We start from the raw sequence: 14,956 nt of genomic DNA, 5'->3' as shown, positions 1-14,956 counted from the left end.
ACGACGCTCAGAGCAGCTCGAGGTTGTTCTTCAGCTCGAGCGGTGTGACCTGGCCACGGTAGGCCTCCCACTCCTTGCGCTTGTTCAGAAGCACGTAGTTGAAGACCGATTCGCCGAGGGTCTCGGCGACCAGCTCGGAGCTCTCCATGTACTCGAGCGCGTGGTCGAGGCTCGCTGGCAACGCGGAGTAGCCGAGCGCACGACGCTCGGCGTCGCTGAGCGACCACACGTTGTCCTCGGCCTCCGGCGGCAGCTCGTACTCCTCCTCGATGCCCTTGAGCCCCGCCGCGAGCATGAGCGCGTAGGCGAGATAAGGGTTCGCTGCGGAGTCGAGCGCACGGTATTCGACGCGCGACGATCCGCCCTTGTTGGGCTTGTACATCGGCACCCGGACGAGCGCGGAGCGATTGTTGTGACCCCACGTGACGAAGCTCGGAGCCTCGTCGCCGCCCCAGAGCCGCTTGTACGAATTGACGAACTGGTTGGTCACCGCGGCCATCTCGTTCGCGTGCCGCAGGAGCCCGGCGATGAAGTGGCGTCCGGTCTTGGACAGCTGGTACTTGGCGCCCTCTTCGTAGAACGCGTTGCGCTCCCCTTCGAAGAGCGACATGTGCGTGTGCATGCCGCTTCCCGGGTGACCGCTGAGAGGCTTCGGCATGAACGTCGCGTAGACGCCCTGTTCGATCGCGACCTCCTTGATGACCGTGCGGAACGTCATCACGTTGTCGGCCATGGTCAGCGCATCCGCATAGCGGAGGTCGATCTCGTTCTGCCCGGGCCCGCCCTCGTGATGGCTGAACTCCACCGAGATGCCGAGGTCTTCGAGCATCCGCACCGAACGGCGCCGGAAGTCGTGCGCGGTGCCGCCGGGCACGTTGTCGAAGTAGCCGGCCGAGTCCACCGGCACCGGACCCTCAGGACCGAACGACGACGACTTGAGCAGGTAGAACTCGATCTCGGGATGCGTGTAGAAGGTGAACCCGGCATCGGCGGCCTTCGCGAGCGTGCGCTTGAGCACGTGGCGCGGGTCGGACACAGCCGGACGCCCGTCGGGCGTCGTGATGTCGCAGAACATGCGCGCAGTCGGATCGATCTCGCCACGCCACGGCAGGGTCTGGAACGTGGTGGGGTCGGGCTGCGCGAGCAGGTCGGACTCGTAGCTGCGGGTCAGACCCTCGATGGCAGAGCCGTCGAACCCGATCCCCTCGGCGAACGCGCCCTCCACCTCGGCCGGCGCGATCGCCACAGACTTGAGGGTGCCGATGACATCGGTGAACCACAGGCGGACGAACTTGACGCCGCGCTCTTCGATCGTCCGGAGGACGAAATCTCTCTGCTTGTCCACGGTCACTCAGCGCCCTTGCCGGTGCCGGCGTCCCAGCCGCTCTCGGCCGCTTCCTCCTCGGCCCAGGCGCGCGAGCGCTCTTTGAGCTTCTCGGGAGCCCGAGACGCCTCGGCCTCGGTGTCGAAGGGCCCGACGCGATCGGCCGACGCGGAGATCATCCCGAACTCCACCTGACCGGTCTCCAGGTTGTACCAGTACTTCTCATCGCCGTTCGACATGGCCGATCCCCTTCTTCACGTGGTGTCATCGATCCTATCGGCGCTGACGTCGGTCGCTAAGCTATCGACCATGGCAAAAGCGATCGGCGTCGACATCGGCGGCACGGGTATCAAGGCAGGTCTCGTCGACCTGGAGCACGGCATCATGGCCTCGGACAGGGTGCGCGTGCCCACTCCCAAGGGCGCATCTCCGCAGGATGTCCTCGAGGCGGTGCAGACGGTGCTGAAGACCCTCGACGTGAAGGACTCGACCCTCCCCCTCGGCGTGGCCTTCCCCGCCATCGTCAAGCGCGGCAAGACGCTTTCCGCCGCCAACGTCTCGAAGGAGTGGGTCGACTTCGACGCCGAGCGCTTCTTCCGTGACGGACTCGGACGCAACATCGTCTTCGTGAACGACGCGGATGCTGCCGGTGTCGCAGAGGCGCGCCACGGTGCGGCCCGCGACGTGCGCGGCTTCACGCTGCTCACCACCCTCGGCACGGGAATCGGGTCGGCGTTCCTCTACGACGGCGTTCTGCTGCCGAACACCGAGCTCGGACACCTGAACTTCGGCGAGTACGAGTCGGTCGAGACCTATGCGGCGACGTCCGCGCGCGAGCGCGAGGGCTTGAGCTGGTCGGAGTGGGCCGAGCGTCTGCAGAGGTTCTACTCGCACATCGAGTTCCTCTTCAGCCCTGACCTGTTCGTGGTCGGCGGCGGGGTGTCGAAGAACGCCGGAGACTTCCTGCCGCTGCTCGACCTCAAGACCCCGATCGTGCCGGCGATCCACCGCAACAACTCGGGCATCATCGGCGCTGCATCCCTCGCCGGCGACTGACACGCATACACACACACGTACCGAGCACAGAAGGCCTCGCCGATCCGGCGGGGCCTTTCTGCATGTCCAGCCGAACGCCGGATGCACGCCGCAGAAAATACTGCGCGGGGTCGCAGAGCCGTGACAACATAGCCTCTCCGTGTGCTTCTCGGTCGGCGAGACGACCCGGATGGCCGGCCTGGCTGTGAGGGCCGCGCCGTGAAGAAAGGCAGCTTCGAGATGAACGAACCCTCAGAATCGTCCTGGAGGAAGCCGGTTTCGCCGGCGACGTCAGCCGGTCTCGTACCGGTCGAGAGACCTCAGGCGAAGAAGCTGCGGTCGCGCCATGTCACCATGATCACCCTGGGCGGAATCATCGGGGCGAGTCTGTTCGTCGGATCGGGCAACGTCATCCGCGCCGTCGGGCCGGCCGCGGTGCTGTCGTACCTCATCGGCGGGCTGCTCGTGTTCCTCGCCATGCGCATGCTCGGCGAGATGGCGGCGTCCCGTCCGGCCATCGGCTCGTTCATGGAGTACGCACGAGTGGGCCTCGGCAACTGGGCCGCGTATCTCGTCGGATGGCTGTACTGGTACTTCTGGGTCGGCGTGCTCGCCTACGAGGCGGTGCTGGGCGGCGAGACCATGGCGAGCTGGTTCCCCGCGGTCCCGTCGTGGGCCTGGTCGCTGATCCTGATCGGCATCTTCGTCGGCACGAACATCATCTCCGTCCGCGCCTTCGGCGAGGTCGAGTTCTGGCTCGCCAGCGTCAAGGTGCTCGCGATCGTCGTCTTCCTCGGCGCCGGTCTGCTGTTCGCCTTCGGACTGTGGCCGAACTCCGAGGTCTCGATCTCGAACCTGTGGGAGCACGGCGGCTTCGCGCCGAACGGCTTCGGCGTCGCCTTCACAGGGGTGGCGCTGGTGATCTTCTCGTACTTCGGCACGGAGATCGCCGTGATGGCCTCCGCCGAGTCGGAGGACCCTGCCAAGGGCATCCGTCAGGCGACGAGCACGATCATCTGGCGCATCCTGCTGTTCTTCGTCGGCTCCGTGCTCATCATCGTCACCGTCGTTCCCTGGAACGAGCTGCCGGTTCCGACCGATGTGGCCAATGCGCCGTTCACCTACGCTCTCGAGCAGTTCGGCATTCCCGGCGCGAGCATCATCATGCAGCTCGTGATCTTCACCGCGGTCATCTCGGTGCTGAACTCGGGTCTCTACTCGGCATCGCGCATGTTCGCGGCCCTCGCCGAGCAGGGCTTCGCGCCGAAGATCGTGGCGAAGAAGTCGAAGAACGGCGTGCCGGTGATGGCTCTGCTGGCCTCGACCAGCGGAGGACTCATCGCCACCCTGGTGAACTTCCTGACGCCGGGATCGGGGATCTTCGACTTCATCATGAACTCGGCCGGACTCGTCGCCCTGTTCGTCTACGTCTTCATCGCCCTCACGCAGTGGCGGCTCCGTCAGAAGATGACGCCCGAAGAGGTCGCGAACCTCAAGCTCAAGATGTGGCTGCACCCCTGGCTCAACATCCTACTGATCGCATGCATCGCGGCGGTGATCGCCGTGATGATGTTCAGCGAGGGCGGACGAACCCAGGTCTGGACGAGCCTCATCGCCACAGGGGTGCTCATTCTGTTCTGGCCGCTCGTGCGACGCAACCTCAAACGACGGAAGGCGTCGGATGCGGGGAGCAGCGCCCCGGATACTGTCAACGGCGCTGAGGCTCCCAGATGAACGTTTCCGTCGCGAGCGGCTCCATGGCTCCCGGTCCCAGCGTCAGCACATCGCCCGGGTACAGCATCGACCCCAGACGGCTATAGCTCATCGCCGCGTAGACATCGCTGCACAGCCGCTCCCTGATGGCGGACGGCGCATCGCCAGCGGCGACCGTGTACGTCGCGATGGTGCCGTCCGCTGTCTTCGTGACCGTGCCGCGCGCGAAATCGGTCATTCCGTTGTCCACCGGCAGTACGCCGTTCCACGTCGCGTAGTAGGTCGGCTCTTCATCGCCCTCGCTGTAGCCGGTCAACGAGATCATGGACAGCACGTCGCAGCGGCTCACCTCAGCCGTCGCGGTCGGAGTCGGCACGGGCGTAGCGCTCGGCGTCGGCTTCACCGCGGGCTGAACTGCCGCGGGAGTCTCGGTGCCCTCCGGCGCCGGCGCGGTGCAGCCGGTGAGCGCTGCGGCAACCAAGGCGGCGAGGAACGCCACGGTGGGGGCGGCTGTGCGGTTCGACATGAACGAACGCTACCGAGCATCCTGCCCCGAAGCCAACGGTGATGATGCGAATGGGCCGACCTGTACGCCGGGTTCTGTTCCGGGGTTCTTCGCCCCTTCGACGGCCATCTCTCTCGGCGACACGTTGCCGTGGCACTCTAGCGGTCTACCCGAGGACTCGGCGAGCCGCGTCAACATCCTCTGTCTGACCTTGCTCCGGACGAGGTTTACCTGGCGGGCCATGTCACCATGGCCCCCGGTGGTCTCTTACACCACCCTTTCACCCTTACCCCTTGCGGGGCGGTCTGCTCTCTGTGGCACTTTCTCGCGGATTGCTCCGGGTGGGCGTTACCCACCGTCCTGCCCTGAGGAGCCCGGACGTTCCTCGGTGCGGTTGCCCGCCACGCGACCGTCCAGTCGACCCATTCGCAAGTCCAGTCTACGACCAGAGCGTCCTACTTCTCAGCCGACTCCGCGATCCGCAGATCGAGCGGGACCTCGATCGGGAAACCCCCGAAGAGTCGGCGCGTGGCCACCGCCGCCGCTTCGCGTACGGCATCCGCGGCGGCATCCGCCTGCTCCTGAGGAACGTGCAGGATCACCTCATCGTGCAGGAAGAAGGCGAGGTGGGCACGCGAGCCGAAGATCCCGGATGCCGGAGCCTCTCGCTCTGCCTCGGGAAACTGCTGCAGGCGGTGCCTGATCTCAGCGAGCCAGATCAACGACCACTCTGCCGCGGTGCCCTGCACCACGAAGTTGCGGGTGAAGCGTCCCCAGTCGCGCGCGCGGCGGCGGGCGAGTGCCACCTCGGCGGGGTCGGCGTCGGCATCGGTGGCGGCGGCCTGCATCGTCTCCCACTCGATCGACGGACGCGGAGACGACCGACCCAGCCACGTCGACACGACTCCCCCGTCCTCGCCGAACCGTGCAGCCTTGTCGACGAGCGCCATAGCGCGCGGATACACCTTGCGCAGGCGGGGAACCAGACGACCGCTGTCACCGGTCGTCGCTCCGTACATCGCCCCGAGAACGGCGTACTTCGCCTCTTCGCGCGTCGCCACGGCACCCGATTCCACCACCCCGGCGTAGAGGTCCTTTCCTTGCGCGGCCCGGGCCATCGCACGGTCGCCCGCCATGCCTGCGAGCATCCGCGGCTCCAGCTGAGCGACGTCGGCGACGACCAGCGTCCACCCTTCATCCGCGCGCACCGCGGCGCGCAGGTTGCGCGGCAGCTGCAGGGCGCCGCCTCCCGCCGACGCCCACCGCCCCGTCACGACCCCGCCCGTGATGTAGATCGGCCGGAAACGCCCGTCATGCACCCACTCGGCGAGCCACGCCCATCCGTTGGCGCTCAGCAGACGCGACAGCTTCTTGTACGCCAGCAGCGGCTCGACCACGGCATGGCTGTGCTGGACGAGCTCCCACCGGCCCGTCGACTCGACCTGCACGCCGACACGGTGCAGAGCGCGGAGCAGCTTCGGCTGGCTCTCGAGGTTGAGATGGGGGTCTCCGAGGATCGAACGCACCCGCTCGGCCTGCGCCACCATGCGACTGGGCAGGCCTCCCGCGATCGGTCGGGTGCCGAGGATCTCGGTGAGGATGCCATCGTGCACCGACTCGTTCCAGGGCAGGCCGGCCGCGCGCATCTCTTCGGCGATCAGTCCTCCGGCCGATTCGGCCGAGGTGAGCAGCGTCAGGCGACCGTCCTTGCTGTCCGTGAGAACGCGACGTTGCTCGCGGTACTGGTCGAGGGCGTCGCCGACAGGGTCATCCGGCGCGTCATGCGCGACGACGTCGAACAGCGCCGGGGCTTCGTCGACGGGCTCACGTCGCACCCAGGACGACGACGGAGCGAGCGGGCGCGGGACCTTGTCCGTGTCGCGAAGAATCGCGTGGCAGAGCAGCAGATCGTGAGAGCGGGCGAGCATGACCCCCGCGTCGAGCAGGACGGGGTAGATCTCGCGGGCGCTGCGGATCACCCAGCGCGGCGAATTCTCGCGCTCCTGAGCCACGACCCACGCAGGCATCTCAGACGCGGAGAGGTCGAACCGATGTGCCTCGGCATCATCCGCATCGAGTTCCACCGCCGTGTAGCCGCCCGAGCGAGCCGCCACCAGGACGACGCGACGTTCGGTCTGCTGCCGCGAGTTCACCGCTGGCGTGCTCGCGGCGCAGAGATCACAGCCCGGATTCCTCGGTGCGCACCAGGATGCAGCCGCACTCGGGGCAGAAGACCACGAGGTCGTCCGGCGCGTTGCGGATGTCGTTGAGGTCGGTGCCCGGGAGCAGCATCCGGCAGCCTTCGCAAGTGCCACGGCTCAGCACCGCGGCGCCGGCGCTGTTCGCGGCGCGGCGTGCGTACTCGGCCAGGAGCGGCGCCGGAAGGGATGCCGTCACCGCCTCGCGATCGCGCGTCAACTGGGCGATGAGGTCGGTCGCGGCCGCGACGTCGGCCTTGGCCTGAGCGGTGAGCGCGGTTCCTTCTGCGGTCGTGGTGCCGAGCAGAGCCTGCTGCGCGGCGACCGCCGCGTCGGCATCCTCGACACGACCCATGACATCGAGCTCGATGTCCTCGAGGTCGCTCTGGCGCTTGGCGAGGCTGGCGATCTCGTGCTCGAGCGCCTGGGCCTCCTTCGAGTTCGTGGCGGTGGCGAGGCGATCGGCATCGCGGGCCCGGCGCTGCTCGACGAGCTTCACATCGGACTCGAGCCGCTTGAGCTCGGTGCGCACGTCGTCACGCGTGCCGGTCAGCGCGGTCAGCTCGCGGAGCTGATCCTGACGGATCGCGACGAGCTCGGTGATGCGGGCGGCCTGCGGGGGCTTGGTGCGCGCGCGCTCCGCCTGCGCGATGCGCCGGTCCAGGTCGGCGACGTCGAGCAGGATGCGCTGGTGTTCTGGGCTGGCGTTCACGCTCTCAAATCTAGTCGCTGCGCGGTCACGTCCATCACCCGACCTGTCCGTCGAGGTAGAGCCACCTGCGGTCCTCGCGCACGAAGCGGCTCCGCTCGCGGAGCGAACCGCGCTCGGCGCCCTGCTGCCAGAAGGCCTCGAACTCGACCTCGCCGTCGCGATCGAAAGGGCCGCCGCCGGCGCGATCGATGATCACGAGGCGCCGCCAGACCACGTCGTCGTCGAGGTCGATCTCGGCGGGGCGGGTCGACGGATGCCAGGTCTCCAGGAGGTACGCGGCATCCTTGATCGAGAACGCCGTGAAGCGCGAGCGCATCAGGCGCTCGGCCGTGGGTGCGAGTGCCCCGTCGAGCAGAGGCCCGCAGCATCCGCCGAAGACATCTCCGGAGCCACACGGACAACGCGCCGCATTATCCGGGACGCCGTCATCTGGCGCCATCCTCTGCAGTCCGCTCATCGCTCCAGCGTACGCTGGCGCCATGACGGCTCTCCCTCACTTCACGGCCCATAACGGCTTCGCCCTCCCCGCTCTCGGGCTCGGCACCTACGCCCTCAACGGGGATGCAGGCGCGGATGCCGTGGCCTCGGCGATCGGCGCCGGGTACCGGCTGATCGACTCGGCATTCAACTACGAGAACGAGGGGTCGGTCGGCCGCGGGGTGCGCGCATCCGACGTGGACGCGTCCGAGCTCATCGTCACGACCAAGCTGCCCGGCCGTCATCACCCGCGCGCGAAGGCGCGGACGAGCATCGAGGAGAGCCGGTCACGGCTGGGCGTCGACGCGATCGACCTGCACCTCATCCACTGGCCGAACCCGCACCAGGACGAGTACGTGCAGGCATGGGAGGCGCTGGTGGAGGCTCAGCAGCGCGGAGTCGTGAGACAGATCGGCGTCTCGAACTTCCTCCCCGAGCACCTCGAACGCATCGAGCGCGAGACCGGCGTCCGCCCCGTCGTCAACCAGATCGAGGTGCACCCGTACTTCCCGCAGGACGAGCAGCTCGCCTATCACCGCGAGAACGGCATCCTCACCGAGGCGTGGAGTCCACTGGGACGCGCGAAGCAGCTGATCGAGGAACAGGTGATCGGTGAGGTCGCCGCGGCGCACGACATCTCCCCCGCCCAGACCGTGCTCGCCTGGCACATCGCACGGGAGACGGTGGCGATTCCGAAGGCATCCTCTCTCGAACACCAGGTCTCGAACCTCGCCGCAGCAGAGATCGTGCTGACCACCGCCGAGGTCGAGGCGATCACCGCGCTCGGACGCGCAGACGGACGGCTGTTCGACGCAGATCCCGGGTCGCACGAGGAGTCCTGAGGCGGCGTCCTGAGCGGGCGTCGGCAGAGGGCGCTCATAGACTGGCGGCATGCCGGTCATCGCAGGGATCCCGATCACACCGGTGACCGCTCGGCTGTATTTCGCTGTGCAGGCTCTGGCGGGAGTGGCCTGGTGGATCGCGGCGGCGCTGTCGGACGACGTGCGTCGTCTCACCCTCGGAGACCTGCCGGCGGGACTCGTGGCGGTGTTCGACATCCCGCTCTTCGTCATCGGTTCGGCTGTCATCGCAGCGGGTTTCCGGTGGGCTGTCTGGGTCGCTGTTCCGTGGACGGCCATCGTCGCCGCCGGTATGGCCGTCTACGCCACGGCGACGGGCCTCGCCGGATGGGGCGCCCTGGTCATGGTGATCGCTGCCGGGGCGAGCGCAGCGGCGGGAATCGTCCTGCTCTGCGGGCGAGCACCCGTGGAATGGCTGGTCACCGGTCCGCTCGCTTTCCGGCCGGCTGCGAGCATCCGCACGCGAGCGCTGCTCGCCCGCACCGGACTGCAGACGCTGTTCTTCTGGGGCACCTTCCTGGTGGTCATCCCCATCGTGGTGTCGCTCGTCGAGGCCCGGTGGTCGCTGCGCATCGAGGTTCCGTTCGTCGTCCACCTGGCCGGCGGTGTGCTTCTCGTCGCCGCGACCGCCCTCGGAATCTGGTCGGCCGTGTCGATGTCGGTCGAGGGCGAGGGCACCCCGCTCCCGTCGCAGATGGCGCGGCGACTCGTGATCTCCGGCCCCTATCGATACGTGCGCAACCCGATGGCGGTCGCCGGCATCGCGCAGGGCATCAGCGTGGGCCTCATCATGGGCTCCTGGCTCGTCGTCGCGTATTCGCTCTTTGGATCGCTGTTGTGGAACTCGGTCGTGCGACCGCTCGAGGAGGCGGATCTCGAAGCGAGATTCGGGTCGGAATTCGTGGAGTACAGCAGCAGGGTGTCGTGCTGGCTGCCGGTCAGACCCGCTGTGTCCCGAGCACTCTGAGCAGTTCGAGCTTGCTCGCCGCATCGCTTCCCGGCGCTGCTGTCAGCACGATGAGCGCCTGGGATTCGTCCTCGGTGAACAGCGCCTGGCAGTCGACCTCGATCGGACCGATCTCCGGATGGATGAGGACCTTGTGGTCTTCGAAACGCCGCCGCACCTCGTGCACGTTCCACAGCTCGGCGAACTCCGGGCTGCGGACGATGAGCTCGCGCACGATCTCGCCGGCTCGTGAGCGCTCGCCGAGCGCGCCGTATGCGGACCGGAGCGACGCCACGAGCACACGACTGTGCCTCAGGTGATCCTGCTCCGGGTAGCGCCCGCGCTCGTCATGCGGGTGCGCGAACCAGCGGTAGATCCCGCTGCGCTCGATACCCTCCAGACCGCTGACGTCGCCGAGCAGCGCCCGTGCGGCGTCATTCTGGATCAGGACCTCGTCGAGCATCGAGACGACGAAGGCGGGCGTGTCATCGAGGCGGTCGAGAACACGGAGCATGCCCGGATGCACGTAGTCGGTGAAGGTCGTGCGGTCCGGGGCGCTGTGCCCGCAGATGCGATGCAGGTAGTCGCGCTCGTCGGGAGTCAGCCGCAGCGCCCGTGCGAGCGAGGCGAGGATCTGCACGCTGGGCTGCGGACCGCGCTGCTGTTCGAGGCGCGCGTAGTAGTCGGTCGACATGGCTGCGAGCTGCGCGACCTCCTCGCGACGGAGACCGGGAGTGCGGCGGCGCGCTCCCGCGCCGAGCCCGACGTCTGACGGCTTCAGCTGCTCCCTGCGTCGCACGAGGAACTCGGCCAGTGCTTCTCTGTCCACCCGTGAAGTATCTCGTGCTCGGCGTCGTGCATCCAGGGATCGGGGATCCCTGGATGCGTGGTCTCTGGTGCGCCGCTGCGACACTCCGAAGAGTGGATGCATGAACATCACCGGAAACACCATCTTCATCCCCGGCGCCACGAGCGGCATCGGCCTCGCGCTCGCCCGGCGACTCAGCGAACGAGGCAACACCGTGATCGTGGGCGGACGTCGTGTCGAACTGCTCGACGAGATCGCGGCGGCGAACCCGGGCATCGACACCGTCCAGATCGACACGACGGATGCCGGCAGCATCCACAGTGCGGCGCAGACGGTGCTGGCCACGCATCCTTCGCTCAACGTCGTCATCGCGATGGCCGGCATCATGCGCCCCGAGGACTGGACGTCGCCCGCAGGGTTCCTCGAGACGGCCGAGGCGACGGTCACCACGAACCTGCTCGGCCCGATCCGACTGATCGCGGCGTTCATCGAGCACCTGCGCACCATGCCGGATGCCACGATCATGACCGTGTCGTCCGGGCTGGCCTTCGCCCCGCTGCGCGTCACCCCCTCGTACAACGCCACGAAGGCGGCCATCCACATGCTCAGCGAATCGCTGCGCCTGCAGCTCGCCGACACGAGCGTGAGCGTGCTCGAGCTCGAACCGCCCGCTGTGCGCACGTCCCTGATGCCCGGTCAGGAGACCAGCGACTTCGCGATGCCGCTCGACGAGTTCGTCACCGAGGTCGTCGAACTCATCGAGGCCCAGCCGGACGCGACCGAGATCCAGGTCGAGAACGTCAAGTTCCTGCGCTACGGCGAGGCGCGGGGCGACTACGCGCAGGTGGTCGAGACCCTCAACCGGCGCGACCCCCACGCCCGCTGAGCATGCGGCCGTCGACCACCGCGATCAGATCGCTGCGTCGACGGCCTGCGCAGCGGTCTTGTGGGTGAACTCGAACCCGGAGTCCTCCAGCGCCGCCGGCCTCACATCGGCATCCGAGACGAGCAGCGATTCGGCGGCGTCACGGCTCAGCGCGAGTCTCAGCGCCCAGGTCGGAGCCGGAATCCAGAACGGTCGCCGCATCTTCTTCGCGAGTGCACGGCCGATGTCGTTCGCCGAGGCGCGCGTCGGGCCGGTGAAGTTCACGGGACCCTCGAGACGCTGATCGATCACGTGTCGGATGCCGCGAATCTCGTCCTCCAGAGAGATCCACGGCCAGATCTGGGTGCCGGGCCCGATGGGACCCGCGACGCCGAATCGCGTCAGCTGGATGAGCGGTTTGAGCACACCCTGGCGGTGGATGATCGGGGCCGTGCGCAGCAGCGCCACTCTCGTCTGCTCCCCGGCACGCAGCGCCTCCTGCTCCCAGCGGACGCAGAGCTGCGCGAGGAACGTGTCGCCTGCAAGAGACGCCTCGGTCAGGATCTCGCCGGGTGCCGAGCCGTAGTAGCCGACGGCGGACGCCGAGACGAGCGACGGAGCATCGTCACGCAGTGTGCGCACGGCAGTGGCCAGCGTGCGAGTGGTCGTCAGCCGAGACTCGACCAGCTCACGGCGGTAGCGCGGGGTCCACGGCAGGCGGCCGACGCTCGCCCCGCCCAGAGCCACCACGGCGTCAGCACCTGCCAGCACGTCGGGGTCGAGTTCACGCTCCCCCGGTGTCCACTGCACCTCGGAGGCGTCGCGCGGAGGACGACGCACGAGGGTCGTCACCTCCACGCCGTCCGAGCGCAAGGACGACGCGAGGGCCGTGCCGATCAGACCCGATGCGCCACTGATCACGATCCGCTGCGGCATGATGACTCCCTCTGTCCGTCCACCGGACTCGTTCTCCCTCGCGAGTCTGTCACGTCCGACGCCCTCTGGCGATGTCGGCGGCGCCCGGTAGGTTGCCCGACGTGGCCGAACCAGTGCAGTCGTGGTGGGCGAGACGCCAGTTCTCGCGAGGCCGAGACGTGCCATACGAGGTCGGCACCTATCGCTCGCAATGGGCCGCCTACCCCGAGTTGATCCGTCAGTACCATCCCGAGCTCAATCACGGCATCGCGCTCTCGCAGGTGCCGCTGGCCGCAGACGTGCTGCTGTGCTGGGAATGCCGGGTCGGCCATCGTTTCGCCGCGACGCCGTCGGAACAGCGTGAGCGTCCGGGACGGGTGCGTCGCCAATCGGCATGGTGCCCCGAGTGCTCGACGCTCGCCAGGCCCCAGCCCGTGGTGCTGGGAGAGGCCCGCGCGATTCCGCGGCGTCCGAGACCGCAGCTCACGCTGTGCGACAAGACTCCCGATCTGCCGACCGGCGAGGCATTTTCGAGCGTGTGCGCTCCTGCGCCGGCATCCGCCGCCGAAGCCCGACTCCGCGCAGCGCTCGCGTCTCGCATCACCTTCACGTCGGGTGTCAACGCGGTCAAGGTGACACGGCCGTTCTTCCGTCACACCGAGGTCTGGCCCGACATCCTGCTTCCGGAGCTTCACGTCGCGATCGAGTACGACACCGTCGGGCGCCACGGACTCGAGCATGTCGGCAAGCGACAGGAGACGGATCTGCGCAAGGATCGTGCCCTGCGCGCCGCCGGCTGGGAGGTCATCCGCATCCGCACAGGGCGGCTCGAGCCGCTGGGCCCCCACGACCTGCAGATGCCGTCGGTCTCTGCCCGCGGCGTCGATCGCATCATCGACGAGCTCCGTCAGATCCGCGGCCCGCTCATCGTCGACGCGTACCTGATTCCCGGCTGACGGCGATGTGGCGTGCTCGGATGACAGAGTTCGAGCTCAGCTCTCGGGTCGGTCGTCGGCCCGCCTGACGACCGCATCCCATTCGGACCTCAGGAAGGTGGCTTCTCCGGCGGCGACGATCTGTGCATTGTCGTTCGGGCCCAGCTCGGGGCGCATGGTCAGGCCGCCGACCTCGAGGCTCGGGATGCTCTGCCTGATGCACTCGACGCTTCCGCGCACCAGCAGTTCCGCCGTCTGCTCGGGCGTGGTCACGGCTCCCATCACGGCGTCGTCGTGAGCGACGAGCACCGCCTGCCATGCGGGCTGTCGGTCGTCGGGATCCAGTGTGTACTGCATCAGCCCCTGCGGCGCGGCCTCGACCACGATGACGATCGCACCTGCGACCGGCTGCTCGTCCCCTGCATACTCGCCCATGATGGATCCCCTGACCCGGGCGTCCCCACGCCCACTGTCCGCTCAGGGTACTGCGAAAAGTTTCTTTCCGAACGCCTTACGGCGATCGGATCTCAACCGATATATGAGTACGGGGAGCAAAGGAGAAGGATCTTGACCAGCACCTACATCGAGACGGGCGGACATGTCCGCGTGTACGACGCGGCCGTCCGCACGCATCACGAGTTCCCTCTCGGCACTTATCGGGTGCATTTCACCTCGAAAGAGGGCTTCAGCCTGATCAAGATCGACGACCTGACAGTGGGCACCGAACGCGTCTACGGCGGCCGCGACAGGAAGGTCGACAAGATCTTCCGCTCCTATGCCCTCACGGATCGCAGTCTCGGTGTGATGCTGTCCGGCGACAAAGGGATCGGCAAGACGCTGTTCCTGCGCATGGTCGCCGAGGAGGCCCGCGAGCAGTGCCTGCCCGTGGTGATCGTCTCAGAGGACAACGACGGCATCGTGGAGTTCCTCGACACCCTCGACGAGTGCCTGATCATCTTCGACGAGTTCGAGAAGGTCTTCCCTGCGGGGCGCCGCGGCGGAGAGGGAGACAACCGGCAGAACCAGTTCCTGTCGCTGTTCGACGGCCTCTCGTCCGTGAAGCGCATCTACTGCCTGACGGTGAACGACATCAGCGATGTCAGCACCTACATCGTCAACCGCCCTGGGCGGTTCCACTACCACATGCGATTCGAGTACCCGGGCCCTGACGAGGTGCGGCAGTATCTGATCGACCAGGCACCGCACGCCGATCCTGACGAGATCGAGAACGTCGCCCTGTTCTCGCGCCGGGCCCGCCTCAATTACGACCACCTGCGTGCCATCGCGTTCGAGCTCGAGCAGCCGGACGCGCTGTTCGCAGACGTCGTGGAGGACCTCAACATCAAGTCTGTCGAGCCGAGCACGTATCGCATCGAGGCCCGCTTCCCCGACGGCAAGGTCTGGTCGGACGAGGTGGAGATGAACCTCTTCGAGCGGGGCGACGTCGGGCGCACCTTCGAACTGCGCAACGCGACGCGGTCGATCTTCGCGTCGTTCGTGCCGAAGGATCTCATCTTCGAACCGGACGGCAGCATCTTCGTGCCGATCCACAAGCTCGAGCTTCTCGACGACGAGGACGAGGAGCCCGAGGTCTACCCGACGACGGTCAACCTCATCCTGGTAGGTCAGGCGAACTACGGCTTCAGTCTCTGAGCGACCTCGC

General features: G+C 67.4%; 16 protein-coding genes and 1 other RNA gene. 7 read left to right on the top strand and 10 right to left on the bottom strand.

Annotated features, from left to right (window positions below; genetic code table 11):
• Positions 1 to 7 precede the first annotated feature (7 nt).
• Both glnA and OPU70_RS01935 read right to left on the bottom strand, forming a co-directional pair.
• Positions 8 to 1,345, bottom strand: a complete 1,338-nt coding sequence (gene glnA / locus OPU70_RS01940) for a type I glutamate--ammonia ligase (RefSeq protein ID WP_042541155.1) — start codon at positions 1,343 to 1,345, stop codon at positions 8 to 10.
• A 2-nt stretch (positions 1,346 to 1,347) separates the two neighbouring features.
• Positions 1,348 to 1,563, bottom strand: a complete 216-nt coding sequence (locus OPU70_RS01935; protein WP_042541153.1) for a hypothetical protein — start codon at positions 1,561 to 1,563, stop codon at positions 1,348 to 1,350.
• Between the two features lie 70 nt (positions 1,564 to 1,633).
• On the opposite strand from OPU70_RS01935, the gene ppgK reads away from it, so the two are divergent.
• Positions 1,634 to 2,380 carry a polyphosphate--glucose phosphotransferase gene (gene ppgK / locus OPU70_RS01930; protein ID WP_042541151.1) on the top strand — a complete coding sequence of 249 codons (747 nt, stop codon included), beginning with the start codon at positions 1,634 to 1,636 and terminating at the stop codon, positions 2,378 to 2,380.
• 333 nt (positions 2,381 to 2,713) lie between these two features.
• Entirely contained in the window at positions 2,714 to 4,093 is a 1,380-nt protein-coding gene (locus OPU70_RS01925; protein WP_498557049.1) for an amino acid permease, read from the top strand.
• Here the strand turns inward: OPU70_RS01925 and OPU70_RS01920 are convergent.
• From OPU70_RS01920 to OPU70_RS01900, 5 genes are all read right to left on the bottom strand, one after another.
• A complete protein-coding gene (locus OPU70_RS01920) occupies positions 4,068 to 4,598 on the bottom strand; it encodes a hypothetical protein (RefSeq protein ID WP_498557048.1) in 531 nt (176 codons plus the stop codon). The two genes, OPU70_RS01925 and OPU70_RS01920, sit on opposite strands and share 26 nt — an antisense overlap.
• Before the next feature lie 47 nt (positions 4,599 to 4,645).
• Positions 4,646 to 5,002, bottom strand: an RNA gene (gene rnpB / locus OPU70_RS01915) — RNase P RNA component class A.
• Between the two features lie 30 nt (positions 5,003 to 5,032).
• Positions 5,033 to 6,730: a bifunctional 3'-5' exonuclease/DNA polymerase gene (locus OPU70_RS01910; protein ID WP_498557047.1), complete on the bottom strand. Its 1,698-nt coding sequence runs from the start codon at positions 6,728 to 6,730 to the stop codon at positions 5,033 to 5,035.
• Positions 6,731 to 6,755: 25 nt separating this feature from the next.
• Positions 6,756 to 7,487: a zinc ribbon domain-containing protein gene (locus tag OPU70_RS01905; RefSeq protein WP_042541147.1), complete on the bottom strand. Its 732-nt coding sequence runs from the start codon at positions 7,485 to 7,487 to the stop codon at positions 6,756 to 6,758.
• A 34-nt stretch (positions 7,488 to 7,521) separates the two neighbouring features.
• Positions 7,522 to 7,944, bottom strand: a complete 423-nt coding sequence (locus tag OPU70_RS01900; protein WP_498557046.1) for a YchJ family protein — start codon at positions 7,942 to 7,944, stop codon at positions 7,522 to 7,524.
• 22 nt (positions 7,945 to 7,966) lie between these two features.
• Here OPU70_RS01900 and OPU70_RS01895 point away from each other — a divergent pair, with 22 nt between their 5' ends.
• Both OPU70_RS01895 and OPU70_RS01890 read left to right on the top strand, forming a co-directional pair.
• Complete coding sequence (locus OPU70_RS01895) at positions 7,967 to 8,806, top strand: aldo/keto reductase (RefSeq protein WP_498557045.1); 840 nt, start codon at positions 7,967 to 7,969, stop codon at positions 8,804 to 8,806.
• 49 nt (positions 8,807 to 8,855) lie between these two features.
• The gene (locus OPU70_RS01890; protein ID WP_311878773.1) at positions 8,856 to 9,791 is read left to right on the top strand and encodes a methyltransferase family protein; all 936 of its coding nucleotides are present in this window, start codon (positions 8,856 to 8,858) and stop codon (positions 9,789 to 9,791) included.
• Here OPU70_RS01890 and OPU70_RS01885 read toward each other — a convergent pair.
• Positions 9,763 to 10,599 (bottom strand): helix-turn-helix transcriptional regulator, encoded by an 837-nt coding sequence (locus tag OPU70_RS01885; RefSeq protein WP_042541140.1) that lies wholly within the window; start codon positions 10,597 to 10,599, stop codon positions 9,763 to 9,765. The genes OPU70_RS01890 and OPU70_RS01885 overlap by 29 nt on opposite strands.
• A gap of 100 nt (positions 10,600 to 10,699) precedes the next feature.
• On the opposite strand from OPU70_RS01885, the gene OPU70_RS01880 reads away from it, so the two are divergent.
• Positions 10,700 to 11,464 (top strand): SDR family oxidoreductase, encoded by a 765-nt coding sequence (locus tag OPU70_RS01880; RefSeq protein ID WP_042541138.1) that lies wholly within the window; start codon positions 10,700 to 10,702, stop codon positions 11,462 to 11,464.
• Positions 11,465 to 11,488: 24 nt separating this feature from the next.
• On the opposite strand, the gene OPU70_RS01875 is transcribed toward OPU70_RS01880, so the two are convergent.
• Positions 11,489 to 12,379, bottom strand: coding sequence for a TIGR01777 family oxidoreductase (locus OPU70_RS01875; protein WP_498557044.1), 891 nt, complete (start codon positions 12,377 to 12,379; stop codon positions 11,489 to 11,491).
• 101 nt (positions 12,380 to 12,480) lie between these two features.
• Between OPU70_RS01875 and OPU70_RS01870 the strand changes: the two genes are divergently transcribed.
• Entirely contained in the window at positions 12,481 to 13,314 is an 834-nt protein-coding gene (locus tag OPU70_RS01870; protein ID WP_498557043.1) for a zinc-ribbon domain-containing protein, read from the top strand.
• Between the two features lie 36 nt (positions 13,315 to 13,350).
• On the opposite strand, the gene OPU70_RS01865 is transcribed toward OPU70_RS01870, so the two are convergent.
• Positions 13,351 to 13,728, bottom strand: coding sequence for a hypothetical protein (locus tag OPU70_RS01865; protein ID WP_042541131.1), 378 nt, complete (start codon positions 13,726 to 13,728; stop codon positions 13,351 to 13,353).
• A gap of 132 nt (positions 13,729 to 13,860) precedes the next feature.
• On the opposite strand from OPU70_RS01865, the gene OPU70_RS01860 reads away from it, so the two are divergent.
• Positions 13,861 to 14,946: an AAA family ATPase gene (locus OPU70_RS01860; protein WP_052492967.1), complete on the top strand. Its 1,086-nt coding sequence runs from the start codon at positions 13,861 to 13,863 to the stop codon at positions 14,944 to 14,946.
• Positions 14,947 to 14,956: the final 10 nt, after the last annotated feature.

This window comes from Microbacterium sp. SWDP-B6 (genome assembly GCF_059803615.1).
The sequence above is the reverse complement of the archived record's forward strand: the minus strand, read 5'-3'. Positions and strand labels throughout refer to the sequence as shown.

Excerpts from the sequence above, each read along its gene's own strand:
- OPU70_RS01920 (WP_498557048.1), bottom strand. The coding sequence starts at position 4,598 with ATGTCGAACCGCACAGCCGCCCCCACCGTGGCGTTCCTCGCCGCCTTG.
- OPU70_RS01880 (WP_042541138.1), top strand. The coding sequence starts at position 10,700 with ATGAACATCACCGGAAACACCATCTTCATCCCCGGCGCCACGAGCGGC.
- OPU70_RS01865 (WP_042541131.1), bottom strand. The coding sequence starts at position 13,728 with ATGGGCGAGTATGCAGGGGACGAGCAGCCGGTCGCAGGTGCGATCGTC.
- OPU70_RS01890 (WP_311878773.1), top strand. The coding sequence starts at position 8,856 with ATGCCGGTCATCGCAGGGATCCCGATCACACCGGTGACCGCTCGGCTG.
- OPU70_RS01925 (WP_498557049.1), top strand. The coding sequence starts at position 2,714 with ATGATCACCCTGGGCGGAATCATCGGGGCGAGTCTGTTCGTCGGATCG.
- OPU70_RS01900 (WP_498557046.1), bottom strand. The coding sequence starts at position 7,944 with ATGAGCGGACTGCAGAGGATGGCGCCAGATGACGGCGTCCCGGATAAT.
- OPU70_RS01935 (WP_042541153.1), bottom strand. The coding sequence starts at position 1,563 with ATGTCGAACGGCGATGAGAAGTACTGGTACAACCTGGAGACCGGTCAG.
- OPU70_RS01895 (WP_498557045.1), top strand. The coding sequence starts at position 7,967 with ATGACGGCTCTCCCTCACTTCACGGCCCATAACGGCTTCGCCCTCCCC.
- ppgK (WP_042541151.1), top strand. The coding sequence starts at position 1,634 with ATGGCAAAAGCGATCGGCGTCGACATCGGCGGCACGGGTATCAAGGCA.
- OPU70_RS01875 (WP_498557044.1), bottom strand. The coding sequence starts at position 12,379 with ATGCCGCAGCGGATCGTGATCAGTGGCGCATCGGGTCTGATCGGCACG.